The sequence below is a fragment of the Sphingobacterium sp. UBA5996 genome, from assembly GCF_002429765.1.
Classification (GTDB): domain Bacteria; phylum Bacteroidota; class Bacteroidia; order Sphingobacteriales; family Sphingobacteriaceae; genus Sphingobacterium.
In genome coordinates this window covers 23,990-48,647 of sequence record NZ_DJAS01000032.1, presented here as the reverse complement: position 1 = coordinate 48,647, position 24,658 = coordinate 23,990, and the positions used below count along the sequence as shown (strand labels likewise).

General features: G+C 39.9%; 22 protein-coding genes and 2 tRNA genes. 9 read left to right on the top strand and 15 right to left on the bottom strand.

All coding sequences use genetic code 11. The annotated features are described in order from the left end of the window. Positions 1–447 precede the first annotated feature (447 nt). Positions 448–1,071 (top strand): hypothetical protein, encoded by a 624-nt coding sequence (locus B3E00_RS21425; protein ID WP_293940013.1) that lies wholly within the window; start codon positions 448–450, stop codon positions 1,069–1,071. Here B3E00_RS21425 and B3E00_RS21420 read toward each other — a convergent pair. Together B3E00_RS21420 and B3E00_RS21415 are read right to left on the bottom strand one after the other, a co-directional pair. Beyond that, positions 1,064–1,357, bottom strand: coding sequence for a helix-turn-helix domain-containing protein (locus tag B3E00_RS21420; protein WP_293940011.1), 294 nt, complete (start codon positions 1,355–1,357; stop codon positions 1,064–1,066). The genes B3E00_RS21425 and B3E00_RS21420 overlap by 8 nt on opposite strands. Before the next feature lie 130 nt (positions 1,358–1,487). Continuing rightward, positions 1,488–1,567, bottom strand: a tRNA-Leu gene (locus B3E00_RS21415). A 182-nt stretch (positions 1,568–1,749) separates the two neighbouring features. On the opposite strand from B3E00_RS21415, the gene B3E00_RS21410 reads away from it, so the two are divergent. Then, positions 1,750–2,700, top strand: a complete 951-nt coding sequence (locus tag B3E00_RS21410; RefSeq protein WP_293940009.1) for an aldo/keto reductase — start codon at positions 1,750–1,752, stop codon at positions 2,698–2,700. A gap of 240 nt (positions 2,701–2,940) precedes the next feature. Here the strand turns inward: B3E00_RS21410 and coaD are convergent, their stop codons facing one another. The 3 genes from coaD to B3E00_RS21395 are packed head-to-tail and all read right to left on the bottom strand — an operon-like array spanning position 2,941 to position 4,746. Beyond that, the gene (gene coaD, locus B3E00_RS21405; RefSeq protein WP_293940007.1) at positions 2,941–3,417 is read right to left on the bottom strand and encodes a pantetheine-phosphate adenylyltransferase; all 477 of its coding nucleotides are present in this window, start codon (positions 3,415–3,417) and stop codon (positions 2,941–2,943) included. A 1-nt stretch (position 3,418) separates the two neighbouring features. Further along, positions 3,419–3,958: a 16S rRNA (guanine(966)-N(2))-methyltransferase RsmD gene (rsmD, locus tag B3E00_RS21400; RefSeq protein ID WP_293940005.1), complete on the bottom strand. Its 540-nt coding sequence runs from the start codon at positions 3,956–3,958 to the stop codon at positions 3,419–3,421. Beyond that, positions 3,949–4,746, bottom strand: a complete 798-nt coding sequence (locus tag B3E00_RS21395; RefSeq protein WP_293939984.1) for a DUF3822 family protein — start codon at positions 4,744–4,746, stop codon at positions 3,949–3,951. The genes rsmD and B3E00_RS21395 overlap by 10 nt, the downstream gene beginning before the upstream one ends. An 85-nt stretch (positions 4,747–4,831) precedes the next feature. Between B3E00_RS21395 and B3E00_RS21390 the strand changes: the two genes are divergently transcribed. The 3 genes from B3E00_RS21390 to B3E00_RS21380 all read left to right on the top strand — a co-directional run bounded on the left by B3E00_RS21390 (position 4,832) and on the right by B3E00_RS21380 (position 9,390). Continuing rightward, entirely contained in the window at positions 4,832–6,256 is a 1,425-nt protein-coding gene (locus B3E00_RS21390; RefSeq protein WP_209580250.1) for an ATP-dependent DNA helicase, read from the top strand. A 91-nt stretch (positions 6,257–6,347) separates the two neighbouring features. Beyond that, positions 6,348–8,840, top strand: a complete 2,493-nt coding sequence (locus tag B3E00_RS21385; RefSeq protein ID WP_293939983.1) for a S9 family peptidase — start codon at positions 6,348–6,350, stop codon at positions 8,838–8,840. 7 nt (positions 8,841–8,847) lie between these two features. Then, on the top strand, positions 8,848–9,390 hold the full coding sequence (locus tag B3E00_RS21380) for a hypothetical protein (protein WP_293939982.1): 543 nt from the start codon (positions 8,848–8,850) through the stop codon (positions 9,388–9,390). A 20-nt stretch (positions 9,391–9,410) separates the two neighbouring features. Here B3E00_RS21380 and ruvB read toward each other — a convergent pair whose 3' ends face one another. The 5 genes from ruvB to pdxH all read right to left on the bottom strand — a co-directional run bounded on the left by ruvB (position 9,411) and on the right by pdxH (position 13,895). After that, positions 9,411–10,433, bottom strand: a complete 1,023-nt coding sequence (gene ruvB / locus B3E00_RS21375) for a Holliday junction branch migration DNA helicase RuvB (RefSeq protein WP_209580257.1) — start codon at positions 10,431–10,433, stop codon at positions 9,411–9,413. A 13-nt stretch (positions 10,434–10,446) separates the two neighbouring features. Further along, entirely contained in the window at positions 10,447–11,184 is a 738-nt protein-coding gene (locus B3E00_RS21370) for a polyprenol monophosphomannose synthase (protein WP_293940110.1), read from the bottom strand. 364 nt (positions 11,185–11,548) lie between these two features. Next, positions 11,549–12,745 carry an NADH-quinone oxidoreductase subunit D gene (locus B3E00_RS21365; protein ID WP_209580259.1) on the bottom strand — a complete coding sequence of 399 codons (1,197 nt, stop codon included), beginning with the start codon at positions 12,743–12,745 and terminating at the stop codon, positions 11,549–11,551. Between the two features lie 5 nt (positions 12,746–12,750). Next, positions 12,751–13,239, bottom strand: coding sequence for an NADH-quinone oxidoreductase subunit C (locus tag B3E00_RS21360; RefSeq protein ID WP_209580261.1), 489 nt, complete (start codon positions 13,237–13,239; stop codon positions 12,751–12,753). A gap of 2 nt (positions 13,240–13,241) precedes the next feature. Continuing rightward, a complete protein-coding gene (pdxH, locus tag B3E00_RS21355; protein WP_209580263.1) occupies positions 13,242–13,895 on the bottom strand; it encodes a pyridoxamine 5'-phosphate oxidase in 654 nt (217 codons plus the stop codon). A gap of 153 nt (positions 13,896–14,048) precedes the next feature. Here pdxH and B3E00_RS21350 point away from each other — a divergent pair, with 153 nt between their 5' ends. The 3 genes from B3E00_RS21350 to B3E00_RS21340 all read left to right on the top strand — a co-directional run bounded on the left by B3E00_RS21350 (position 14,049) and on the right by B3E00_RS21340 (position 16,998). Next, complete coding sequence (locus B3E00_RS21350; RefSeq protein WP_209580265.1) at positions 14,049–14,612, top strand: YqgE/AlgH family protein; 564 nt, start codon at positions 14,049–14,051, stop codon at positions 14,610–14,612. 171 nt (positions 14,613–14,783) lie between these two features. Continuing rightward, positions 14,784–16,676 carry a molecular chaperone HtpG gene (htpG, locus tag B3E00_RS21345; protein WP_293939980.1) on the top strand — a complete coding sequence of 631 codons (1,893 nt, stop codon included), beginning with the start codon at positions 14,784–14,786 and terminating at the stop codon, positions 16,674–16,676. 248 nt (positions 16,677–16,924) lie between these two features. Next, positions 16,925–16,998: transfer RNA gene (locus B3E00_RS21340), tRNA-His, on the top strand. Between the two features lie 120 nt (positions 16,999–17,118). Here B3E00_RS21340 and B3E00_RS21335 read toward each other — a convergent pair. Then, entirely contained in the window at positions 17,119–18,276 is a 1,158-nt protein-coding gene (locus B3E00_RS21335; RefSeq protein WP_209580269.1) for a glycoside hydrolase family 130 protein, read from the bottom strand. Between the two features lie 475 nt (positions 18,277–18,751). On the opposite strand from B3E00_RS21335, the gene B3E00_RS21330 reads away from it, so the two are divergent. Continuing rightward, positions 18,752–19,780, top strand: coding sequence for a Gfo/Idh/MocA family oxidoreductase (locus B3E00_RS21330; protein ID WP_209580278.1), 1,029 nt, complete (start codon positions 18,752–18,754; stop codon positions 19,778–19,780). A 57-nt stretch (positions 19,781–19,837) separates the two neighbouring features. On the opposite strand, the gene B3E00_RS21325 is transcribed toward B3E00_RS21330, so the two are convergent. The 4 genes from B3E00_RS21325 to B3E00_RS21310 all read right to left on the bottom strand — a co-directional run bounded on the left by B3E00_RS21325 (position 19,838) and on the right by B3E00_RS21310 (position 24,553). Continuing rightward, entirely contained in the window at positions 19,838–20,731 is an 894-nt protein-coding gene (locus tag B3E00_RS21325; protein ID WP_209580279.1) for a cation diffusion facilitator family transporter, read from the bottom strand. A 93-nt stretch (positions 20,732–20,824) separates the two neighbouring features. Beyond that, positions 20,825–21,385 carry a TlpA family protein disulfide reductase gene (locus B3E00_RS21320; protein WP_209580280.1) on the bottom strand — a complete coding sequence of 187 codons (561 nt, stop codon included), beginning with the start codon at positions 21,383–21,385 and terminating at the stop codon, positions 20,825–20,827. A 386-nt stretch (positions 21,386–21,771) separates the two neighbouring features. Further along, positions 21,772–21,993, bottom strand: coding sequence for a heavy-metal-associated domain-containing protein (locus B3E00_RS21315; RefSeq protein WP_209580281.1), 222 nt, complete (start codon positions 21,991–21,993; stop codon positions 21,772–21,774). 142 nt (positions 21,994–22,135) lie between these two features. Further along, positions 22,136–24,553 (bottom strand): heavy metal translocating P-type ATPase, encoded by a 2,418-nt coding sequence (locus tag B3E00_RS21310; protein WP_293939975.1) that lies wholly within the window; start codon positions 24,551–24,553, stop codon positions 22,136–22,138. Positions 24,554–24,658 lie beyond the last annotated feature (105 nt).

Genomic DNA, 24,658 nt, shown 5'->3' with positions numbered 1-24,658 from the left:
GATTTTCAACTGGTATAAATAAGCGATAGCCAGGAAAGAGAAAAAATCCGAAAAGCCCTGCAGCCACGTCCTTTTTTGAATTGAATGTGGTAACAATCGCAGCAAATTATGGATAGGATAAATCAAATCCTAATGATAGTAATGCCACCATGAGACACGAAACGATTAGAGTTAAATTTAGGCTTAGCATTAGTACGGTTGTTGCTCCGAGACATTCTTTAATAACCACTACAGATAGAAAGTGCCTTTTTATAAGCTTACTATATTTTTCGACAATAAGAATTATTTAATAGTGGGATATTTTTTGGTTAATTATAACCATTGGCAATATTTGCTGAATTAGGATAAATTTGCTCTAAATAAAAGTCACATTGCAAATCATCAATTTAGGCGTAATTACAAGGAAAGGACAAATTAATTGGTCTAACCTAACACCTTTTAAATAATATGTTTTATAAATTACAACAAAATAAATTTATCCAATGGACGATTATTCATATCAGATACCTTGTTGCATTGGCATTCGTCCCTTCCGGGTTTACAAAAATGGTTGGCGAAAGATTTACTCAATTACCTACAACAAGTGCCATAGGGCAGTTTTTTGAAGTACTTTATCTTTCCGGTATCTATTATAACTTTCTAGGTGTTATGCAGATAATTACTGCAATCCTTCTGATGACGCAGCGATTTGCATTAATTGGAACATTTCTCTTTTTGGCCATAACAGCCAATATCTGGATGATTACAATTTCAATGCACTTTAAGGGTACTTGGATAATCACTAGTTTGATGATGTTTGCGGGTTTAATTCTACTTTATTGGGATAAAAATAGAATCTCCGAATTGAATTCGGAATATGATTCACCCAAAAAAATGTATCCTCCAAAGGTCTCAAGAATTTGGGTTAATGCGGGTATAATTTATATAAGCACCCTGCTCACCCTTTGCTTTGTTGGTTCGAAAAACGATATGATATCTAAAACCATTTATGTCATCGCACTATTTATTTTAGTAGCCACTACGCTTTACTCCAATTTTGTTTTCTGGAAAAAATCAGATCAAATTAAATAGAATTAATCCTTTTGAATGACTTTCTGAACGCCAACGAAGTCATGTTGGTCTTGGCCTTAAATAGTTTATTAAATGATTGTGAATGTTCAAAGCCCAGTTTATAGCCGATCTTACTGATGGTTAGTTCAGTTGTGGAAAGCTTTTCTTTGGTCTTTTCAATCACTTTCTCATGAATGATCTGCTGGGGCGTCTGCACTGTCAGGGATTTGAGCAGGCTCCGCATATACTGTGACGACATATTGAGTTGCTCGGACAGCAGCTGTACAGTTGGTAATCCACTTTGCATGATGTCCCTTCCTTTAAAATAGGCATCAAGAAAGATCTCCAGCTTTTCCAAATTCTGCTTGATCCATGATTCATTGAAAAAGGCCTATAAAACAAAAAATCCTCTTTATATTCAGTAAAGAGGATTTTTGTACCCGGAGCCGGAGTCGAACCGGCACGGTTTCCCACTGGTGTTTGAGACCAGCGCGTCTACCAATTCCGCCATCCGGGCATATCCGTTTGGGATGATGCAAAAGTAAGCAAAGTTTTTATTATTCCAAATTACCTTACTGATCATTTTTAAAACCCACTGAGAATGAATAAGAAAATTTAAAAAAAACTTTTAACTCCGCTATAGATAGATTGAAAATGGGCTTTTTTACCTAATTTTAATTAGGAAACAATCAAATGATCATGGAAAAAGTAAAACTCGGAAATAGTGAAATTGAATTCAAACCGCTTGTCTTTGGTGGAAATGTATTTGGTTGGACCGTAGATGAGAAGCAATCCTTCGCGCTGTTAGATTCTTTTGTCGATATGGGATTCAGCCTGATTGATACATCTAACAACTATTCGCATTGGGTACCGGGGCACAGCGGATCTGAATCAGAAACAATCATTGGCAAATGGATCAACAAACGAGATACGCGTGATAAAATTCAGATTGCCACAAAAGTCGGTGGACGCCGAATGGATAATAGTAAACCTAATCTGAAAAAAGAGTATATTATTAAAGCTGTGGAAGATTCGCTCTTGCGCCTGAAGGTAGATACAATTGATCTTTATCAATCTCATCACGATGATCTGACAATCGGAATCGATGAAACACTGGAGGCTTACCATCACCTGATCCAGACTGGAAAAATAAAATGGATCGGTGCATCAAATCTCAGTCCGGAACGGATTGCGGAATCCCTCCAGATTGCTGAGGAGCACAATCTGCCCGCTTATATTGCTATCCAGCCGGAATACAACCTTTACGACCGAGTGAAATATGAAGAACAGTATGAACAATTGGCCCTTAACAATCACCTGGGTGTAATCAGCTACTATTCACTCGCCAGTGGCTTCCTATCGGGTAAATACCGCTCTTTGGATGATATAAAAGAGGTAAAGCGCTACGATGCATTAAAAGACAGGTTTAATGCGCGTGGTCTCCGTATTTTAGATGTATTAGCTGAGATAGCCCATAGCCAACAAGCAAGCATGTCAGCCATTGCCCTAGCCTGGATTTTACATAGACCTTCGGTTACAGCGCCTATTGTAAGTGCAACCAGTATCCAGCAGCTCGAAGAACTCAGCAAAGCTGTCGAAATCAAACTAACACCTGAAGAGTGTTACCTATTGGACAAAGCAAGCTCATAGTAAGCTAAAATACGGATAAATTAATTTAATGATTTGAAAACAAACATATTAAGCCTAAAATAATGGTGTAACCAAATAATATTTGGCCTTAAAGCATAGAGAGGAATCAGACAGCCTTCAATACTGAAAACACATTATTTACATAAAACACATAAAACCCTGTCTACCAACAATAAAAAAAGTGCAACAAAATATTATTTTGCTGCACTTTTTTATTAAATCGGGCTTTATTGATCTTGCTTATCTATCTTTTTCATTCAATAGCGACAGAATGGCAAGGGGCACCATCGCACTGATATCCCCCCCATTAAACCAGACATCTCTAACAATGGACGAAGAAATATGGGCAGTCCCAGATCTACTCATCAAGAAATAACTTTCCACCTCGTTATTGAGCAGCAGATTATTTTGAGCAATGGCGTTTTCAAATTCGAAATCATTGGTATTCCGGAGCCCACGTAATATAAAACGCGCTTTAACCTGCCTGCAGAACTCCACGGTTAAGCCCTTATATTTATGCACCTCAACCCCGCTTACGTCGCTAAAAACACGGCTAATTGAATCTACCCGTTCGTCGTGATCTAACATACCCTTTTTATTGGCGTTATATCCTACCGCAATAATGATTTTATCAAATAGCGGCATTGCTCTTTCGACAAGGTCTTGATGCGCTAAAGTAAAAGGGTCAAATGATCCCGGAAAAACAGCAATTTTCATATTAGATCGTATTAGTGTAAAAAGAAAATGATGAATACCCGTATTTCCTAGTTTCTATAAAATTTGGATGATCTTCCATCTGCCTTGTTGACGGATGCTCAACAACGAGGAGCCCACCATTACGCAGTAATTGTTGGTCAAAAATTAGTTTTGGTAATTGTGGTAATTTAGGAATATCATAAGGTGGATCAGCAAAAATAAAATCATAAGTATCCCTACAGCTAGCAATGAATTTGAACACATCGGCTTTTCTTGCTTTAATCTGCTCCAATTTCATCTTATCCGCTGCATCATTGATGTATTGCACACATTTGAAATGAAGGTCTATCGCATCTACATGCTCCACATCCCTCGATGCGAGCTCAAAACTAATATTCCCTGTTCCTGCAAAAAGATCCAGACATGCTAAACCATCAAAATCCAGCTTGTTCTGTAAAATATTAAACAGCGCTTCTTTGGCGATATCCGTGGTTGGTCGCACAGGTAAATTATTTGGTGGATTGAGCCTTAAGCCACCTAAACGACCTCCGATTATTCGCATAGTATAGAATCAAATAATACATTATATGGCGCCAAATTTGAGTCGACTTCCCTATCTGCCAATACAACTTTTGTTTTTAAATCCAATATTTCAATATCAGCAGTATAAGTCGAGATACGCTTATAATAAGATTCATTTGGGATTTCTCCTGAAAGAAGCACTTTGTTAATGGAGTCGCCAAGGTTGAATTGGGTTAAAATATTAAGCACATAATAGCTAATATCATCCAGCGTATGAATTTCAAAACTATTATAGAGCTGGAAAACACCGTTTTTAAACAGGTAAAAATCAACCGTATTTTCAGCTACAAAATGAAGCCCTAAGACACTACCTCGAATCGAAACGCGCTCCTGTGCGCGGTCAAGCACAACAGCGAACTCGGGAAGTATCACAGCATCAGGAAACAACCTCCTCCATCTATTTAATAACAATCCATCAAACTGATATACAGCAATTAAATTAAGGTTATCTAAAGAATAGCTAAAGGTATTTTCAAGATCAGATGTGCCTAAAAACTTCAGGTAATCGCCCATCTTTTCACTCAGAAAAAACTCTTTCGGAATAAATGTAAAAGTTTGATGTGGTATCACCACACGGACAAATCGAAACGGAAGACTCATAATTCGCGTGGCATCTAAAATCGGCTCCTCTGAAGGATACTCGATCAAAATCGGCGCAACCGACTTTTTATCAACCACTGCCAAGACATCTTTCTGAAAGCCAGCCTTGACCAAAAGATTGTACTCTGGTAAATAATGAATATTGAATTGCTTTGAAATATAATTCATTCGCTGAATTGTAAAAATTAAAATTTCTTAAAGCAAAAATAGCTTTTTCTAGAGGATAAGACAAACCTTTTAAATAACTTTGAAGGTGTTCATCAAAAATCTGTTAATACAGCAATTTCCATGGCAGGCCACCGGTCAGCAGTTGGAGGCCTTCGAATTACTGGAAGAATTTCTACTCGCTTTTGACAAGCAATCCTGCTTTGTACTTCGAGGATACGCCGGTACGGGAAAGACAACGTTAATTTCGGCGCTGGTCAAAGTACTGCCAGCATTACGCAAAAAAGCTGTTTTGCTGGCTCCAACGGGCAGGGCTGCAAAAGTGATTACCTATTATTCGGGTCGCAAAGCACTGACAATCCACAAGAAAATCTATCGAAAAAAATCTGCTGTTTCATTTCAGCTGGATTTCACTTTAGCGGAGAATCTTCATGAAGATACCCTATTTATTATCGATGAAGCTTCAATGATCTCCAATGCTCCTGTAAATGCCTTTTCGGGAAGTCTTTTGGATGACCTGATCCGCTATGTGCAATCCGGGAAGAATTGCACCCTACTATTTGTCGGAGATACCGCTCAGTTACCACCTGTAGGACTCCTGGACAGCCCCGCATTAAACCCAAATTATCTCGAAAATGAATTTCATCTATGCGTTTATCCGTTTGAGCTGACCACAGTGGTACGTCAATCCAAAGATTCTGGCATACTGTATAATGCGACAAAAATACGCGAAGAGATAACCTCTGCAGAGGAAGATCAAGATAATTTTCCTTTTCCTAAATTCATAACTAAAGGATTCAAAGACCTTTACAGAATGACAGGTGAACGATTAATCGAAGGGATAAACTATGCCTATGACAAATATGGACTCGAAAATACAATGATTATCTGCCGTTCAAACCGCTCCGCAAATTTGTACAATCAAAACATAAGAAATAGGATCTTATTTCGGGACGAAGAACTCACCGGCGGAGATTATATTATGGTTGTAAAAAACAACTACTTCTGGCTACAGGAAAATAACCTGGGCGATGGATTTATCGCAAACGGCGATATGGCCAAAGTACGAAAAGTGAGCAATATCCATGACCAGCATGGATTTCGATTTGCAGATGTCACACTTGAATTTGTAGACATTGACGAAATAGAACCTATCACTTGCCGCGTCATCCTAGACAGCCTCTATACGGATAGTCCCAACCTGCCCTATGAAACCCAAAAAGCACTCTACGAAGAGATCGCCTTAGATTATGCCGATATTATGGATAAAAAAGACCGCCTCGAAGCAATCAAAAAAGATCCCTATTATAATGCACTTCAGATTAAATTTGCATTTGCAATTACCTGCCACAAAGCGCAGGGCGGCCAGTGGCCAATCGTCTTTGTAGACCAGGGTTATTTAAACGATGACATGTTGGATCTTGAATTTTTAAGATGGCTATATACCGGGGTGACACGGGCAACAAAGGAGCTTTTTTTGGTTAATTTCAGTGAAAACTTCTATCCATCATAGGATTATTACACGAATCATTCGCAAAAGAACCTCATTATAGATATTTTTACATCCAAAACCATTATTGCACGATTATCTATATTATTATTTAATGCATAAGTTCTACTTTATCTTAGCGGTCAGCTTATTACCCTATATGGGTACCGCACAACAGGCGAAAGAGGTGCCTATAAAGGCCAACTATCAGTTGGCAGCGAAATTTTCCCCTGAAAAATTAAAGAAAATGATTTTTTCAACCAGTATCAAACCAAACTGGATCAATTTTTCTGATCGCTTTTGGTATGATTACGCAAGCCCGCAGGGAAGAAACTGGTACATTATTAATCCCGCCCTGAAAAAGAAAGAACTCCTTTTCAATAATGACGACATCGCCGCTCAAATTACTAAAATCGTTAAAAACCCTGTAGATGCCCAACACCTGGAATTACAAGGGCTTCGGTTTACTAAAGATGAGAAGAAATTAAGATTTCAGGTTCAGAGTACGCAAGATACCGTCAAATCCAAGGATGAAATACAAAAACTCAAGAATAAGTCCGATACCACCAAAAAGAAACTATTTTATCTGGAATACGATCTGGCAACAAAGTCTGTCTTAGAAATCAGTGACTCGACAAAAGTAAAACCACCTTTGGGTTGGGCGAGCTTCTCCCCTGATACCAATACAGTTTACTTTGCAAAAGACTACAATTTGTATTGGATGGACAGGTCCAACTATCTTAAAGCGGTAAAAAATGAAAAGGACAGCACCATTGTAGAACACCAAATTACAAAAGACGGTGTGCAATATTATGCTTGGGGCGGCGATGAATACAGTACAACTACTGGTGACGAAAAAGAAAAAGATAAAGAAAATGAACCTAAACGTAAGCGGGTATGGATCAGCTGGTCGCCAGATGGGCGTTATTTTACCTTGAGCAGAAAGGACAACCGTTCATTAAAACCTTTGTGGGTAATCAATAATGTTGGCTCATCCCGCCCCACACTTGAAACGTATAAATACCAAATGCCAGGTGAGGTCGATTCGACGGAAACTGAACTTTATATCTTTGATGCAGGAGCAAAAACTCCACGTCGCATCGATGTGTCCGCGTTTAAAAATCAGACCCTCTCAACCTGGACAAAAACTCCGGATAAAAATTCGTATAAAGAGGATTACTTTATCAATTACTGGTTAGGCAATAACGAGGAATTTTACATTTCACGTTCTAGCCGCGACCTCAAACGGATTGACCTCCTAAAAGTCAATGTAAATGGCACAGTAAACAACATTATCCAAGAACGCTCCAATGTCTATCTGGATGCTCAAAAACCATTCCTGATTGAATATAAAAAACAATTGATCCATTGGTCAGAAAGAGACGGATGGGGCCATTACTACCTGTACGACACAAATGGAAAATTGATTAATCAGATTACAAAAGGTGCCTTTCATTCGGAAGAAATTACTGGTTTAGACCCTGCTTCAGGAACACTATACTTTACAGCATCGGGCCGTGAGAAAAACGAAGACCCTTATTATCTGCACCAATATAGTATAAATACAGGAGGCTCTGGTATTAAATTATTAAACCCGGGAAACTTTGATCACCAGGTGGAAATGAGTGAATCTTCTAGGTACTTTGTTAATAACTCCTCCAGGGTCAACACAACGCCCGAATCTGTCTTGTACAATAGCAATGGACAAAAAGTAATGACATTGGAAAAGGCCGATCTGTCGTTACTTTTTGCTGCTGGTTACAAATTTCCGGAACCCTTTAAAGTAAAAGCTGGAGATGGTACCACGGATCTTTATGGGGTGATGTATAAACCATTTGATTTTGACAGCACCAGAATGTACCCCATTGTCGAATATGTCTACCCTGGGCCTCAGACCGAAGCGGTCAATAAGTCATTTGGCAGAAGCATGGACCGAATCGACAGGCTAGCACAGTTCGGTTTTATCGTCATCACCGTCGGTAACCGTGGCGGACATCCTTCACGTTCGCAGTGGTACCATACCTATGGTTACGGAAATCTGCGCGACTATGGTTTGGAAGATAAAAAAGTGGCCGCAGAACAGCTTGCTGACCGCTATAAATATATTGATATTAACCGTGTGGGTATAACTGGCCACTCCGGGGGAGGATTTATGTCTACAGCAGCGATGCTTGTGTATCCTGATTTCTTTAAAGTTGCCGTGTCTGGAGCAGGAAATCATGAAAACCAAATCTACAACCGCTGGTGGAGCGAGCGCCATCATGGTGTAACAGAAAAGGTATCCGCTAAAGGAGATACTACGTTCTCGTACCAGATCAATAAAAATACAGAGATCGCAAAAAATCTTAAAGGTAAACTATTGATCGCCACCGGCGATATCGATAACAATGTACACCCGGCTAACTCGATTCGAATGGTCGATGCACTCATTAAAGCCAACAAAAGATTTGATTTCTTACTATTACCGGGACAAAGACATGGTTTTGGTGATATGACAGAGTATTTCTTTTGGAAAATGGGCGATTACTTTAGCCAGTATCTGTTGGGCGATTCCAAAATGAACGAGGTCGACATGACCGAAATAAATCGGGAAAAGCCACAAAGATAACGGCTATATGACATACGATGAAAAATTAGCATTTCTATCCGTTACCTTGAGATCTTTCGAGGTAGCGGATTTTTCTTTGGATATTCTTCAGGGAATAACACTAAGCGATCTGTTGAATATTTCCTTAGAGAAAGATAAAAAGATCGCCTTTCGCGCCGCATGGGTTTTTGAAACCATCGTTTTAAAAAATACGGCACTGCTAAAATCTGTTCTCCCACAATTCCTGGATAATTTAAAAAAACAAAAGAATTGGAGCTGCCTTAGAAGTTACACTAAGGTTCTGCTATTTTTGACGTCGAAAAAAAATAAAGAATATACACTTGGGAATGAGGCGGAAGAACAAATCATCGAGTACTCCTTCCAATGGATGATCGACCCTCCCTGTCCTGTCGCTGTATTGGTCAACTGCCTGGACGTCTTAAATAACCTACGAAAAAAGCATCCCTGGGTACAGGAGGAGTTACAGGCGCAAATAAACTATTTTCAACGGACAAAACCTAGTCCAGCCCTAATGAGCCGGACTAATAAAATTATGCAGCAGAAAAGTTAAAATACACTTTTCATTCGCGCTTAAAACAGTGTGTTTCCTTTCGAATGATTGACACGGCCCAAGTGCTTATAGGCCGCTTCGGTACACTCGCGACCCCTTGAGGTCCGCATAATGTACCCTTCTTGAATCAAAAAGGGTTCATAGACTTCCTCAATCGTACCTTCATCCTCACCAACAGCAGTAGCTACAGTTTTTAGTCCGACAGGTCCTCCTTTAAATTTGTCTATAATAGTCGTTAAGATTTTGTTGTCCATCTCGTCTAAACCATTTTCATCCACATTAAGCGCGTGCAAAGCATATTTCGCTATTTCTTTATCGATGCTTCCGTTACCTTTTATCTGAGCAAAATCCCGTGTACGGCGCAGTAAAGCATTGGCTATCCGGGGTGTACCCCTGCTCCTCCGCGCAATCTCATAGGCCCCTTCCTCGGATATCGGTGTGTTTAAGATATGAGCCGAGCGCAACACAATAGTTGTCAGCAATTTTGCATCGTAATATTGGAGGCGTGAATTAATTCCAAAGCGTGCACGCAAGGGGGCAGTCAAAAGTCCCGACCGTGTTGTGGCCCCGATCAAGGTAAACGGATTCAGGGAAATCTGAACAGAACGTGCATTTGGTCCTGTTTCCAGCATGATGTCAATTTTGAAATCCTCCATAGCCGAATAAAGATATTCTTCCACCAAAGGACTTAATCGATGAATCTCATCGATAAACAAAACATCACCTTCTTCCAAATTTGTTAATAACCCTGCTAAATCACCCGGTTTATCCAATACAGGTCCTGAAGTAATTTTGATACCAACCCCCATCTCATTCGCAATAATATGCGACAAAGTTGTTTTTCCTAAGCCCGGAGGGCCATGCAGCAAAACGTGATCCAGCGCCTCGCCTCTCAGCCTAGCCGCTTTCACAAAAATATTGAGGTTCTCTAATATTTTAGCCTGTCCGGTAAAGTCTTCAAAAGCCTGAGGCCGCAATGCTCGTTCAATATCACGGTCGGTATTACTGAGACGTTCTGCATTTGGATCTAAATTCTCGTTCATTGTGGCAATATTTTTAATTTCTCTTATAGCGCTTTCCGATACTACCTAATTTTAATTGGATTACACCAAAAAATGCTTCCTTAAAGATACTCGTACTCATCTTTGATGTACCTTCGGTCCGATCTGTAAATATAATGGGTACTTCGACCACCTTAAAGCCATATTTTATGGCTGTGAATTTCATTTCAATCTGAAAGGCATAGCCTACAAACTTAATCTTGTCGAGCGGGATTGTTCCAAGGACTTCCCTTGTAAAACAAACAAATCCGGCAGTAGCATCCTGGATATCTATCCCTGTTATAAAACGAACATATACCGAAGCAAAATACGACATCAGTACCCGGCTCATTGGCCAATTGACCACATTCACGCCCTTGATATAACGCGAACCTATACTCATATCAGCACCATACACGCAAGCCTGCCGTAAACGAAGCAAGTCCTCTGGATTGTGGCTGAAATCTGCATCCATTTCAAAAATATAATGGTAATGTTCGCGGGATAGCGCCCATTTAAATCCATGAATATACGCCGTTCCCAGCCCTAGTTTCCCGGTTCGCTCTTCGATAAACAAACGGCCAGTAAATTCATGAAGCTGTAAATTCTTGATGATGGTAGCCGTTCCATCCGGGGAACCATCATCTACAATTAAAATATCAAATGCATGTGATAAGGAAAAAACTTTGCGAATGATTTTTTCAATATTTTCCTTTTCATTATATGTTGGAATGATAACTAAACTATCCGTCACTTTTTTATATTTAAGACCAGTAAAGGTAATCATTTACGTTAAATTCTAGTGCAGGAATTCGACGAAATATACAGGATAATCAACATTGCACAGATGAAAAAGCAGTAAACCCTTCAAGCGCAAACCAACACCGAAATCATTAATAACTTACATTAATAGGTGCATCGATAAAAAAAAAAGAAAAGCCCGCTACTTTGGGAGTAACAAGCTTTCATTAACCAATTATAAACTTAAATTATGAGACTGCAAATATGATGAAAATTGCTTTCATTTACAAATTTATTTGCGTTTTCCTGCAACATTTTCAATACAATCCCTATTTTGTTTTGCTAAATCGTTTATAAAACATGCATACTACCGCAATCTAACGATCCACCTCTCCTAAAACGATATCGATAGATCCAAGAATTGCAATCAAATCAGCAATCAGCACGCCTTTTCCGAGTTCTGAAATCACCGAAAGGTTATTGAAACTTGGCCCCCTTGATTTTACACGCAATGGAATATCTGATTTATCTTTTGTGACAAAGTAAAAACCCAATTCTCCCTTCGGATTTTCAGCACGCACATAATAATCCTGAGCTTTCAAATTTACTTTCTTCGGTACAAGAGCCCGCGGATCAAATTCGGCTGTACGTTTAAAATCTTTCTGCAATCGTTCAAGGCATTGCTCAACGATGCGAACAGATTGCTTGACCTCATCTACCCTAACTTTATAACGGTCCCAGCAATCACCGAGTGTTCCCATTTCACCTGTTCCTACAGGTATCTCAAAATCAATCTCTGGATAAACCGAATAGCCATCTATTCGTCTCAAATCCCATTTTATACCCGAAGCCCGCAGCATAGGTCCCGATACACCATAATTTATCGCAACGTCAGCAGGAAGTACACCTATTTTAGCCGTACGGGATATAAATATCTGATTCTGAGTTAATATCTCATCCAGTTCGACCAATTTAGGTTTGAAGTATGCAATAAATTCTGCACAACGTGCTTCAAAGCCAACAGGCAAATCATAAAACAAACCACCAACCCAAATATAGTTGTACAACATCCGGGAACCAGAAGCCCACTCAAGCATATTCATAATATGTTCACGGTCACGAAAACACCAGAGAAACGGCGTTGTTGCACCGATATCAATGCCATATGTTCCAATAGCAATCAGGTGCGATGCAATTCGATTGAGTTCACAGACCAGCACCCGGATGTACTCTATTCTTTTGGGTAGCCTACTGTCGAGACCAAGCATGCGTTCGACACCCATAACGAAAGCATGACTATTATTCATTGAGGCTAGATAATCTAGACGATCAGTAAAAGGAATTGTCTTTGCATAATTTAACGATTCGGCATGCTTATCAAAACAGCGGTGTAGATACCCTAAATGGGGAACAACCTCTTTCACAACCTCTCCGTCTGTAATCAGCTGAAGCCGGAGTACGCCATGCGTCGAAGGATGCTGAGGCCCCATGTTTAACACCATTTCCTGACTGGATATCGCTGTAAGGTGTTTTTCATAGCGCACTAGTGCCTCTCTATATTTTGGATTCGCCATTTCGATCAATTAATATGAATGCCATGATATGTTTCTGCCTCTTGATAATCCTTGCGCAGAGGATACCCTTCCCAATCGTCGGGAAGCAGAATCCTTCTAAGATCCGGGTGTCCCTCAAAATAAATTCCCATCAGGTCAAACGCTTCCCGTTCATGCCAATCTGCCGTACGCCATACCGAAGTAAGCGAAGGAATCTCAGGTAATTCGTCCAGCGAACGATGACCAGACAGCTCAACTTTTAAGACCAAACCGTGTTGATAAGGCAATGAATTGAGATGATAGACAACGGTAAAATGCGTTTGATAGTCCACCGCAGTAAGATTGCTTAAAAAATCAAAGTACAGCCCCTCTGTATCCCTCAGGAACAAACAGACGGCTATTATATCGGCCTTATCAATAAATAATGCAGGCTGCAGCCCATTGCGATCTTCCTTAAGAATAATTTGAGTTCCAAATCTGGAAACCAACATCGATTTAATTTCGTCAAATGTCATATTTATGGAGCTATACGTGTAATCTTCCAGGAATCAGACACTTTTTTATAAACGATACGATCATGCAGCCGGCTTGCACGTCCCTGCCAAAACTCGAAATAAATCGGTTTCAGCAGATAGCCGCCCCAATGTGATGGTCTAGGTACAGCTTCGCTTCCATTATATTGGTGCTCGAATTCTTCCACCCTGTTTTCCAAAAAACTGCGGTTTGGAATCTCGTGGCTCTGCGGGGAAGCCAGTGCACCGATACGGCTCGCTTTGGGTCGTGATTGAAAATATTCATCCGAATCGGCCTCACTTACAAAATCAATAACACCTTCGATCCGGACCTGCCGCTGTAATTCAGGCCAGAAAAACAATAATGCAGCATGCGGATTAGCTTTCATGTCTTCCCCTTTACGACTCTCATAATTTGTAAAAAAGACTAAACCTTCTGCTACAATATCCTTCAATAGAACAACTCGAGAGGACGGCAAATGATGGGAAGAGACGGTTGAAAGCACCATAGCATTGGGTTCGGTCACCTCGCTGTGAATAGCCGCATCAAACCATTTTTTAAACTGGTGGACTGGATCACGATCCACATCCGATTCAGATAGGCTACCTAATACGTAATCCTGTCTGATTGCTGCAATATCTTTATGTTGAATGGACATAGAAACCTATATTTATGTCCTACAAACTTACTAAAATCATTGCTTTTTCTCTATAAAGTTAGTAGAAATTGACAAAATCCCAATTTTGGCACAAATCTCGCATAGTTCTAATTAAAAAAGATTAGATCAACAACTCATTAAAATACGCGCTATATGTTTACCGAACTTGACCCACAAAAAGGAAGTCTGTTAATTTCCGAACCGTTTATGTTAGACCCTAGATTCCTCAGATCCGTGATATTGCTATGTGAATACAATACGGAGGGATCTCTCGGCTTTGTTTTAAATAATCAAACCAATGTCCGCATAGGCCAATTATTGGAATCTATACCGGATTGCAATTTTCCCATCTACGTGGGTGGCCCCGTGGCTCAGGAAAGCCTCTTTTTTGTACATAACCGGTTTGATTTATTGCTGAGTGGCGAAGAAGTTGCTCCTGGAATCTATTTCGGAGGCGATGAAGAGAAGCTTATCGAAGCCATCCAAACGGATAGCATAAAAGCTGACGAATTAAAATTCTTTATCGGCTATTCCGGATGGTCTGCAGGTCAACTGGACGGGGAAATCAAAGAGAATAGCTGGGCTGTACAGAATAAATACCACCATCAGCTCATTTTTGAAGGGAATGGTGAATTGCTATGGAAGGATGCCATTATTGGACTTGGCCCTAAATATGCACATGTTGCCAACTTTCCACAGAGCCCTAGCCTGAATTAGGCTAAGGGGCTTTCGCTTGCTGACAGTTCCCTTTAAGATCCGATAGAAGCGACCCATAGATGTATGACAAAATGGGAAGTTTCCTGCCATCATGTCCTATTAAAACCGATTTGGAACACAGATTGTACGTTTTTAACAAATCATAAAATTAAAAATAGCGACATATAAATTATGAATCCAGAAAAAGGTAGTATTTCAATTCACACGGAGAACATATTTCCCGTAATCAAAAAGTTCTTATATTCCGATAATGAAATTTTCTTGCGTGAACTGGTATCTAATGCCGTTGATGCTTCTCAAAAAATCAAACGCCTGGCTTCTTTAGGTCAATATCAAGGTGAAACAGGCGAATTGATTGTAGATGTAAAATTTGATGAAGCTGCCAAAACCATCACTATTTCCGACAATGGTATTGGTATGACAGCAGAGGAGATAAAAAAATACATCAACCAGATCGCTTTCTCAGGGGCCACAGAGTTCATGGAAAAATTCAAAGAAGCAAATGATGCAAATGAAATCATTGGCCGTTTTGGTTTAGGCTTCTATTCCGCATTTATGGTCGCCGATACGGTGGAAATCCAATCCTTATCTTATCAGGATGGCGCAGAACCGGCTCACTGGACTTGCGACGGTAGTACATCTTACGAAATTTCTACAGGAACAAGAACCACACGTGGTACTGATGTCATTTTACATATTAACGAAGAATCAACTGAATTTTTAAGCCAGGCACGTTTACAGGATATTCTAGATAAGTATGCTAAATTCCTTCCTGTACCCATTCGTTTTGGGACCAAGACCAATTCTGAACCGGATGGTGAAGACGAAGAAGGAAAACCAAAATACAAATCTGTAGAGGTAGACAACATCATCAATAATACTAACCCTGCCTGGACAAAGTCACCGTCTGAGTTAAAAGATGAAGATTATCTGGCATTCTACCGCGAGCTGTATCCGTATTCAATGGATGAACCATTGTTTTGGATCCACCTCAACGTCGATTACCCATTCAACCTGACCGGTATCCTTTACTTTCCTAAAGTTAAAAATGAACTGGAGATCCAGCGCAATAAAATTAAGCTTTACTCTAGACAGGTGTTCATTACCGACGAAGTGAAAGATATTGTTCCAGAATTCTTGATGTTACTTCACGGGGTGATCGATTCTCCAGACATCCCATTGAACGTATCGCGTTCATTTTTGCAGGCTGATAGCAACGTCAAGAAAATCAATAGTTATATCACCAAAAAGGTGGCTGACAAATTGAACGAAATATTTAAGACTGACCGCAAGGGCTTTGAAGAGAAATGGACGGATATCGGCTTATTTATCAAATATGGTATGCTAAGCGATGAGAAATTTGCGGAAAAAGCAAATGACTTCTGTTTAGTAAAAAACACGAACAACGAAAGTTTTACCATCAAAGAATATTACGAAAAAGTCAAAGACATTCAAGTAGATAAAGATGGAAACATTGTCTACTTATATACACATGATGCTGCCCAACAAGATGGCTTTATCCAAACTGCTTTAAATAAAGGCTATGATGTCTTGACGCTTGATGGCCCACTGGATACGCACTTCGCAGCTTATTTGGAGCAAAAGGGCGGTGAAAAGGTTCAATTGAAACGTGTGGATGCTGACGTTATCGATAAATTGATTCAGAAAGACGAAAAAGTCGAGCTGGCTCTTTCGGAAGAAGAATCCAAAAAAGCGCTGGAGGTTTTCGAAAAAGCAATTTCACGCCAAGATATGAAAGTTGAAGTTGACGCGTTAAATGAAGGTGATCTGCCCGTATCTGTAACGCTTGATGAATTTATGCGCCGAATGAAAGATATGGCCAAGACAGGTGGTGGTGGTATGAATTTCTATGGTTCATTGCCCGACAATTATAAGGTAACTGTCAACGGTAACCACCCACTGATCAAAAGAATTTTATCAGCATCCGACGAAGAGGGTTCAAAACTGGCAAAACAAGCTTTTGATTTAGCACTCTTATCCAGAGGTTTATTGTCCGGAGCCGATCTAACATCATTTGTGAAGAGAAGTGTAGAAATGATTTAATATAAGTTCCCCTTACAAAAAAGGCGGTTTCTATAATAGAAACCGCCTTTTTTGTAAAAAACGAAAAGCAAACGGGAACTTCTGGATTATTAAAGTAAACATTCCTGCCAATATGGACGCGCTTCGATGTTTTTTATTAAAATTTAATAAACTAATCTTCACCTAGTTGACTTTAAACGCTGTTTTTTTTCAGTCAAATATTTGGAGGGAATAGGGTTTAATCGTACTTTTGTATCATCAAAATCACGGTAGGTATAGCTCAGTTGGTTAGAGCACTAGATTGTGGTTCTAGGGGTCGTCGGTTCGAGCCCGATTACTTACCCAAAAAGGCAGATCAAATGATCCGCCTTTTTTTATTTGGTAGGTTCCCAGCCAACTAAATAAATTCTCTTTGACCAGCTACCCATAATCTAAACAAATTTCAAATAAAACTTCTTCCCTTTTACAATCCAGGTACAGGATCCATTAGCGGTGGATAGCGCGGATTATAAATAGCTACAGCAACTCTAGAGTCTGCACAGCCATAATATAAAAACCATTTTTGTTTAAAAAAGACCAATCCTTCGATAAAAACCGTTCCGTCTATATATTGCCCGCTTTTCTCGAAAGATTCCATGGGGCGCAAAAAAGGAACATCCATTCGCGCCAATACGCGCGTAGGATCTCGCGGATCAAATAGAACCTGCCCCGCAGAATAGGTGTTTTTAGCAAAACGCATATCTCCTTTCGCAGCATGATTCTTACCATTGTATAACAACAAAATTCCTTTATCCGTAAGCACTGCCGGAGGACCGCACTCAGTCAATGCGCTATCGAAATAACCATGCCTTGGAGAGATGAAGGGTTTCATTGCTCCTCTATTGTCTAGTACGGGTTCCCAGTCAATCAAATTATCGGATGTGGCACCATAAACACCGTACTCACCCCAGTACAACCAATATTTTCCGTTGATTTTAGCAACGACCTGCTTATTGCCTTTCAATACGGTCACAATTGAGGCTGATTTATGCGGCTCATTGATTAAATTGGGCTTATTTTTCGATTTTTTAAAAATAGGTCCATATTTAACCCAGTGTTTCAGATCAGAAGAGATGGCTAAACCTAAGCGCGGCACCTTTCGGTTCCATTGGGTGTAAAACATGACAAAGCGCCCATCCTCTGTTTGCGCTATCCGAGGATCCTCAGTCCCACCAGGCCATTCATTATCCTGTTGGTCGTCGGGAGCAGGATAGAATACCGGTGTTTTGAGTCGTTCGAAATGAATACCATCTGCACTGGCTGCTAGTCCCAGCCTGGAGGTACGGTGGCCAATCGCTTTTCCTGTCCGGTCCTCTGCACGATAAATGACATACACACTATCTCCCTTAACAACCGCTGCAGGATTAAAGGTATCGTTATTCTCCCATCGAATTTCCTTTTTCAGAATTGGATCATAAAATACCGAACCCGTATCTGGCTCAATAATTGGATTGACGCCTTCGGGCCGCTCAAAGCCCCCAAATACCCAATTTCCTTTTTTAAACTGTGCATTACGCTGTACGTTACAGCCGCTTAAAACGACGAACAGAATAGCGCCTGCAATTTTTACGATATTATTCATATTTTCATTGACTTTAATTACTTTAATATTGCTTTTAACAATAGCCTGTAAAAGCGGACATTATAATTGGTTACAATAGAAGATGAGCGAAATTATTGCTGATCAACGTTCAATACGCCCATCCATTATACGCTAAAAAAATAAGCCAATTTCAGGGCAAATAACTCATTCCATTTGCAATAGGCTGTTAACCTTCAAATAAATAGAAAACCGAATATTGCAATACACAGTATAAAATTATATATTTATAGCATGATCTCAAAACAGGAACATTACTATTCATTACAAGTATAGTAGAACATCCGCTTTTCCTCGGCGCTCTCCGGTTTATCTACTGACGACAAAAGAATTGCGTAATTGGCTATCTAAAATACGTTAGAAATAGAAAATCGATACGGGCGAAATAATAAAAAAAGCACTTGAGCTGTCCATAAATAAAATAATAACTGGCGAAATCTGCCGTATTTTAAACACAATGAAATATACTCAAATTAACACAGGAATACTTAGTTTCGGCATGTCTGGGCGTGTCTTTCACGCACCATTTATATCTACCAATCCACATTTCAATCTCAGTGCCGTTGTGGAACGCTCGAAAAAGGCCGCGCATGAATTCTATCCCGGAATAATAAGTTACGATACTATGGCTGACTTACTAGCTGACGATACTATAGAACTGGTTATTGTGAATACACCAAACTATACACATTTTCAATATGCCAAAGAAGCCCTAGAAGCAGGTAAACATGTTTTGATAGAAAAGCCCGCTGTCGATGACTCAGCACAATTCGATGCGCTGCTTGCCATTAGTAAACAACAAGGAAAACAATTATTTTTCTATCAAAATAGACGCTATGATAGTCATTTTTTAGATCTTAAGAAAGTAATAGAAAGTGGAGAATTAGGAAAGCTGATTGAAGTGCATTTCAGATTTGATCGCTATAAAATGGAATTGGGACAAAAATACTTCAAGGAAGATACGCAGTATATTTCCAATGGTATTACCTATGACCTCGGTCCTCACCTTCTCGATCAGGCAATCTCCCTTTTTGGAAAGCCGATTAAATTCAGCAAGACGACGTCTATTAACAGACCAGATTCAAAAGTTGCAGACTACTTTCACTATCATCTCTACTATCCAGCTGAACTGAACGTCTACTTAACGGGCAGTCTGCTGGTCGCTTCTCCACAACCAGCCTTTGTCCTACATGGTACAAAAGGAAGTTTTGTCAAAAACATGACGGATGTGCAAGAACAGCAATTGCTGGATGGTATGCTACCTGACGATCCATCTTATGGCCTTGAGCCAGCAGGACTCGAAGGGAAACTCGTGACCATAGATGCCGCTAATCAAAAACATGAATCTTTCGTAACCCCACATAAAGGAGATTATAATCAGCTATTTGAAGCTATTTATGAAAGCTTAAGAAATCATGTCAATTACCCTATTCAAGCTGATCAGATTAAATGGCAGATCGAGTTGCTTGAAGCAGAAAACACCTAAGTTTATAAAAAATCAAATGGCGGCACCGTTCGAGAAAAGAGATATGTGCTGCCATTTTTAATTTCCTTCCCAGCGGCATTCGTTCGGTTCGATATGGATCATCACATGACCAAGGTCAGGAATATGTGCTTTCAGATGGTCCTTAAGTTGATGCGCCAGCTCATGCCCTGCTCGTACTGTAATTTCACTATCGACAATAGCATGGAGATCGACATGATATTTCGCTCCGGATTTACGAACAAAACATTTTTCTGTCGCTTTTATCCCCTCAACTTTTAATGCCTCTTTTCGGATATCATCAATGACTTCATCGTAGACATTTTCATCCATGATCTCGCCAAGCGCTGGTCTGAAAATATGATAACAGTTATAGAGTATAAATCCAGCAGCAAATAATGCCGCATAGTCATCCGCATTTTCGTATCCTTTTCCGAGCAACAATGCAATAGATATCCCAATGAAAGCTGCAACTGATGTTATCGCATCGCTTCGATGGTGCCAAGCGTCCGCACGAAGTGAAGAGCTATTCGTTTCTTTACTTTTCTTCATAACGATTCTATAGGAAACTTCCTTCCAAACAATAATTCCCCCCAGCACAAGTAGCGTCCAGGGTTTGGGTAGATCATGTGGCGTTCCTATATTCTCAATACTTTCATAAGCGATTATGGTTGCGGAAACAATGAGAAAGCCAACGACAATAAATGTAATAAGGGGTTCTACCCGACCATGACCATAAGGGTGATTGTCATCGGCAGGTCGCTGCGCATATTTTAAACCAAGAAGCACTAAAAATGAAGAGAAAATGTCCGCTGTTGACTCAATGGCATCCGCAATCAGCGCATAGGAGTTTCCGAAGAAACCTGCTAGCCATTTTAACAAGGCCAGTAATGCATTACCCACAATACTAAAATAAGTCGTTCTGACTGCAGTCTGCTCTTGAAGTTCGGACATCGCTATAAATTAACTTGACAACGCGAAAATACTGTTTTTCTTTTCAAATTCTATTCTCCATCTATAGAAAATAGCGATTGCAACAGTTGATCGTTAGCTGCCACTTGCGATATCCTGCAATGCTTTTTTTATCTCAGGAGTTCCATAGTCACGGCTTCCCTCCAGGCGTTCTACGATCTTTCCAGCTTTATCCATGATGACTGTTGTCGGTATGGATTGTCCTAAGAATTCTGCAGGAATATCCCCCGCTGCTATATAAAGAGGTAGGTCATACTTATTTTCTGCCATAAATGCGGAAGACTTCTCCATGTCGCCATCAACATCTACCATGAGAAAAACGATATCCTTATGATCTTTAAGCGATTGCCTAAGCTGGTCAATCGAAGGTAGTTCATGGATACATGGAGGACACCAGGTCGCCCAGAAATTGATAAACACGACCTTACCTTTTAAAGCACTTAATGGAAGAACCTTACCCTCTTTATCCTTAAAAGATAACTCCTGGGTTGTAGGTGCACTAACTTCAGCAGGTTCCTCCACCTTTTCGGTCTTGACCTCATTTTTAGTACCTGGATTTCCACAGCCAAAAAATAAACCGGTCGATAACGCGACAAGTCCAAAAAAAATAGATCTGCTATTAAACCTTATACTCATTGTCTTTTGTTTCATTAAAATTATTTCATTTACAAATAAATCCTCCCTCGCTAAGCGTTTTTTTGAAGTAAAGCCAAAAGCCTAGATCAAAAATTCGTATATCTTCTCAACCTTATAGTCTTGGGGGCCAATTTTTCAAAGCATGAGCTAATTTAATCTTAATTATTCGGGGCCGCAAATGTCACATATCCTTACACAATCTAAGTCGCTGACTATAAACAAAATAAGCGACAATAAAAATAAAATTAAAAAATTGCAAGCGCTTTTCAGGGAATTAAAAAGTGAATAAACCAACACCTTTCATACCTCAAAAAAACACCCTAAAAGTTTTGTCTAACTTTTAGGATGTGGTTTAATAATAGCGCTTCTATAGATTTATTGAAGAATTATGCAGAGTAGGCCATGGCATTAAAGCCCTTCTTTTTGATAATTTCAATGATTTCTTCCTCTGAAACACCATCAGATTTTACTGTCAAGATCTTGTCTGCATTCGCAGTGTCAACACTCCACTCATAGATACCGTCCATATTATCCAGATCAGCACTTACTTTAGACACACAGCCCCCACAGTTAAGGTTTGTTTTAAATTGAAGTTCTTTGCTTTCCATGTTATTTAATTTTAATGTTATCAATCTATTTATTTTTCTACGGGAATACCCGTATAATTCATTTGGCTGCACTTGCAGTTTTCCTATCTTGGTCTACCATATTTACACTTTATGGCAAGCTTCCAATCCATGCTTAATGACCTTATTTTTTCCAGCGAAGCCGCAAGCTATTGCTGACAACACTAACACTACTCAGTGCCATAGCTGCTCCAGCTATCATAGGGTTTAGCAAGAAACCGTTGAATGGATACAGAATACCTGCAGCGAGCGGAATCCCAATCAAATTGTAAATGAACGCCCAAAACAAGTTTTGCTTAATCGTTGCGACTGTTTGTTTCGAAAGTCGGATTGCCTGTGGTATTTTCGTTAAATCAGAAGAAATAATGGTCATTTTTGCCACGTCCATTGCGATATCGCTTCCTTTTCCCATGGCAATACTGACATCTGCTGTCGCTAAAGCTGTACTGTCATTAATACCGTCTCCAACCATAGCTACAACCCGACCTCGTTCCTGTAGTTCTTTAATAAAATCAGCTTTTTGCTCAGGCAATACTTCCGCTTTATAATGTTGAATACCTGTTTCAGCAGCAATTGCCCTGGCTGTGGCCTCGTTGTCACCAGTCAGCATATATAGCTCAATTCCCATTGCCTGCATCTCCTTGATGGCACGTACAGAAGTTTCCTTAATCTGGTCTGCAATGGCAATGACAGCTAATGCAGTCTGACTATTGGCAAACCAGATCACTGTTTTAGATTGATTTTCCCATTGCGTGGTATGGTCCATCAATTCCGTCGGAATGGTGATCCGATTATCATCTAACAGCCTCCGATTCCCAACATAATAGGTTTCATTGCCGTCACTAGCTTTTACACCTTTCCCTGTGATACTTTCGATAAAAGATATTGGAGTAACTATCACATCTTTAAAATACCCTACAACAGCCTCTGCCAAAGGATGTTCCGATTGTTTCTCCAAGCTTAGCAAGATGCCTTTTAAATTATCCGTATTATCCTTCCAATACACGTCAGTTACCATAGGCTTTCCCGCAGTAATGGTTCCAGTTTTATCCAAGACAATGGCATTTACCTTTTTGGCTAGCTCTAGACTTTCCGCATCTTTAATTAAAATACCCTGCTCCGCTCCCTTGCCAACACCGACCATGATGGCCGTAGGTGTTGCTAAGCCCAATGCACAGGGACAGGCTATCACTAAAACCGTTACTGCAGCCAATAATCCCTGCACCAGATGATTTTCTCCACCCAATGTAAACCACAGTAGAAAAGTTAAAATAGCAATACCAATGACAACAGGAACGAATATAGCAGCAATTCGATCAACCAGCTTTTGCACGGGTGCTTTACTCCCCTGCGCGTCCTGTACCATTTTAATAATGTTTGCCAACATGGTTTCTTTACCAACTTTTGTGGCTCTGAACTGAAAGCTGCCTTTCTGATTGATGGTCCCTGCGAACACGTGTTCATTTTCCATTTTTAAAACAGGAACTGGCTCCCCACTTAACATACTTTCATCGACATAAGAATTTCCACCGATAACAATACCATCGACTGCAATTTTCTCTCCTGGTTTTACCAAAATGATGTTACCTGCATTCACATTTGCTATCGGTACCTGAAGTTGTGTACCGTCAGACTGAACGACCATAACCGTCTTAGGCTGTAGTCCCATTAGCTTTTTAATGGCCGATGAGGTGTTGCCTTTCGCCTTTTCTTCCAGTAGTTTGCCCAATAAAATAAAAGCAATAACAACTGAAGCTGCCTCAAAATATACATGTGCATGCAAACCGCGTTGATGCCAAAATTCAGCAAAAAGCATGTTAAATACACTAAAAATATAGGCTATTCCTGTGCTTAATGCAACGAGGGTATCCATGTTGGCCGAGTGGTGTTTTGCCTGTTTCCAAGCATTGACAAAAAAGTCCTTGCCCAGCCAAAGAACTACTGGCGTGGAAAATAGCCACATCATAGGATTTGCGTACGGCATATCCATAAAGAACATACCTATCACGACCACGGGAAGCGAAAGTATTACTGCCCACCGTGTTTTAATCTTAAGCTTACGGAATTTCTCCGCGTGAATAGCCTCCAAAGTTTCCTGTTGTGTGGATTCGTCTTCGATTAACAGATCATAACCACCAGCTTGGACTGCCTTTTGGATTTTTAAAGGATCTGTCACACCCGGAACATATTCAACAGTGAGATTTCCTGTTGCAAAATTTACAGCTGCATTAACAACACCCTGTTCATATTTTGTCATACTCTCGGCACTAACGGCACATGAGGCGCAAGTCATCCCAAGAACTGGAAATGTTTTCGTCAATGTGGAAACACCATAACCAAGATTTCTGATGGTCTTTACGCTGCTAAGAACGGCTTCACGATCTTCTGGTACGATAGCAACTCTTTGATTGTTCAATTCTACCCGATAGCTCGCCAAACCTTTAACCTGAGCTAGTCCCTTTTCGATAATTGAAGCACAATGTTCGCTTTCAACATCCTCTATAGGTATATAAATCGTATCTTTATAAATAGCTGTAGCCATAACTGATGTTTAATTTTGTACTACAAATTTGGCCATAAATAAGATGGAAATCATTACACAATTACTGTTTTCATTTGTAAGATTTACGCGGTAATAGAATACGAA

Bases quoted from the DNA above. Each gene is read 5' to 3' on its own strand.
- B3E00_RS21425 (WP_293940013.1), top strand. From the start codon at position 448: ATGTTTTATAAATTACAACAAAATAAATTTATCCAATGGACGATTATT.
- B3E00_RS21420 (WP_293940011.1), bottom strand. From the start codon at position 1,357: ATGCAAAGTGGATTACCAACTGTACAGCTGCTGTCCGAGCAACTCAAT.
- B3E00_RS21410 (WP_293940009.1), top strand. From the start codon at position 1,750: ATGGAAAAAGTAAAACTCGGAAATAGTGAAATTGAATTCAAACCGCTT.
- coaD (WP_293940007.1), bottom strand. From the start codon at position 3,417: ATGAAAATTGCTGTTTTTCCGGGATCATTTGACCCTTTTACTTTAGCG.
- rsmD (WP_293940005.1), bottom strand. From the start codon at position 3,958: ATGCGAATAATCGGAGGTCGTTTAGGTGGCTTAAGGCTCAATCCACCA.
- B3E00_RS21395 (WP_293939984.1), bottom strand. From the start codon at position 4,746: ATGAATTATATTTCAAAGCAATTCAATATTCATTATTTACCAGAGTAC.
- B3E00_RS21385 (WP_293939983.1), top strand. From the start codon at position 6,348: ATGCATAAGTTCTACTTTATCTTAGCGGTCAGCTTATTACCCTATATG.
- B3E00_RS21380 (WP_293939982.1), top strand. From the start codon at position 8,848: ATGACATACGATGAAAAATTAGCATTTCTATCCGTTACCTTGAGATCT.
- ruvB (WP_209580257.1), bottom strand. From the start codon at position 10,433: ATGAACGAGAATTTAGATCCAAATGCAGAACGTCTCAGTAATACCGAC.
- B3E00_RS21365 (WP_209580259.1), bottom strand. From the start codon at position 12,745: ATGGCGAATCCAAAATATAGAGAGGCACTAGTGCGCTATGAAAAACAC.
- B3E00_RS21360 (WP_209580261.1), bottom strand. From the start codon at position 13,239: ATGACATTTGACGAAATTAAATCGATGTTGGTTTCCAGATTTGGAACT.
- pdxH (WP_209580263.1), bottom strand. From the start codon at position 13,895: ATGTCCATTCAACATAAAGATATTGCAGCAATCAGACAGGATTACGTA.
- B3E00_RS21350 (WP_209580265.1), top strand. From the start codon at position 14,049: ATGTTTACCGAACTTGACCCACAAAAAGGAAGTCTGTTAATTTCCGAA.
- htpG (WP_293939980.1), top strand. From the start codon at position 14,784: ATGAATCCAGAAAAAGGTAGTATTTCAATTCACACGGAGAACATATTT.
- B3E00_RS21335 (WP_209580269.1), bottom strand. From the start codon at position 18,276: ATGAATAATATCGTAAAAATTGCAGGCGCTATTCTGTTCGTCGTTTTA.
- B3E00_RS21330 (WP_209580278.1), top strand. From the start codon at position 18,752: ATGAAATATACTCAAATTAACACAGGAATACTTAGTTTCGGCATGTCT.
- B3E00_RS21325 (WP_209580279.1), bottom strand. From the start codon at position 20,731: ATGTCCGAACTTCAAGAGCAGACTGCAGTCAGAACGACTTATTTTAGT.
- B3E00_RS21320 (WP_209580280.1), bottom strand. From the start codon at position 21,385: ATGAGTATAAGGTTTAATAGCAGATCTATTTTTTTTGGACTTGTCGCG.
- B3E00_RS21315 (WP_209580281.1), bottom strand. From the start codon at position 21,993: ATGGAAAGCAAAGAACTTCAATTTAAAACAAACCTTAACTGTGGGGGC.
- B3E00_RS21310 (WP_293939975.1), bottom strand. From the start codon at position 24,553: ATGGCTACAGCTATTTATAAAGATACGATTTATATACCTATAGAGGAT.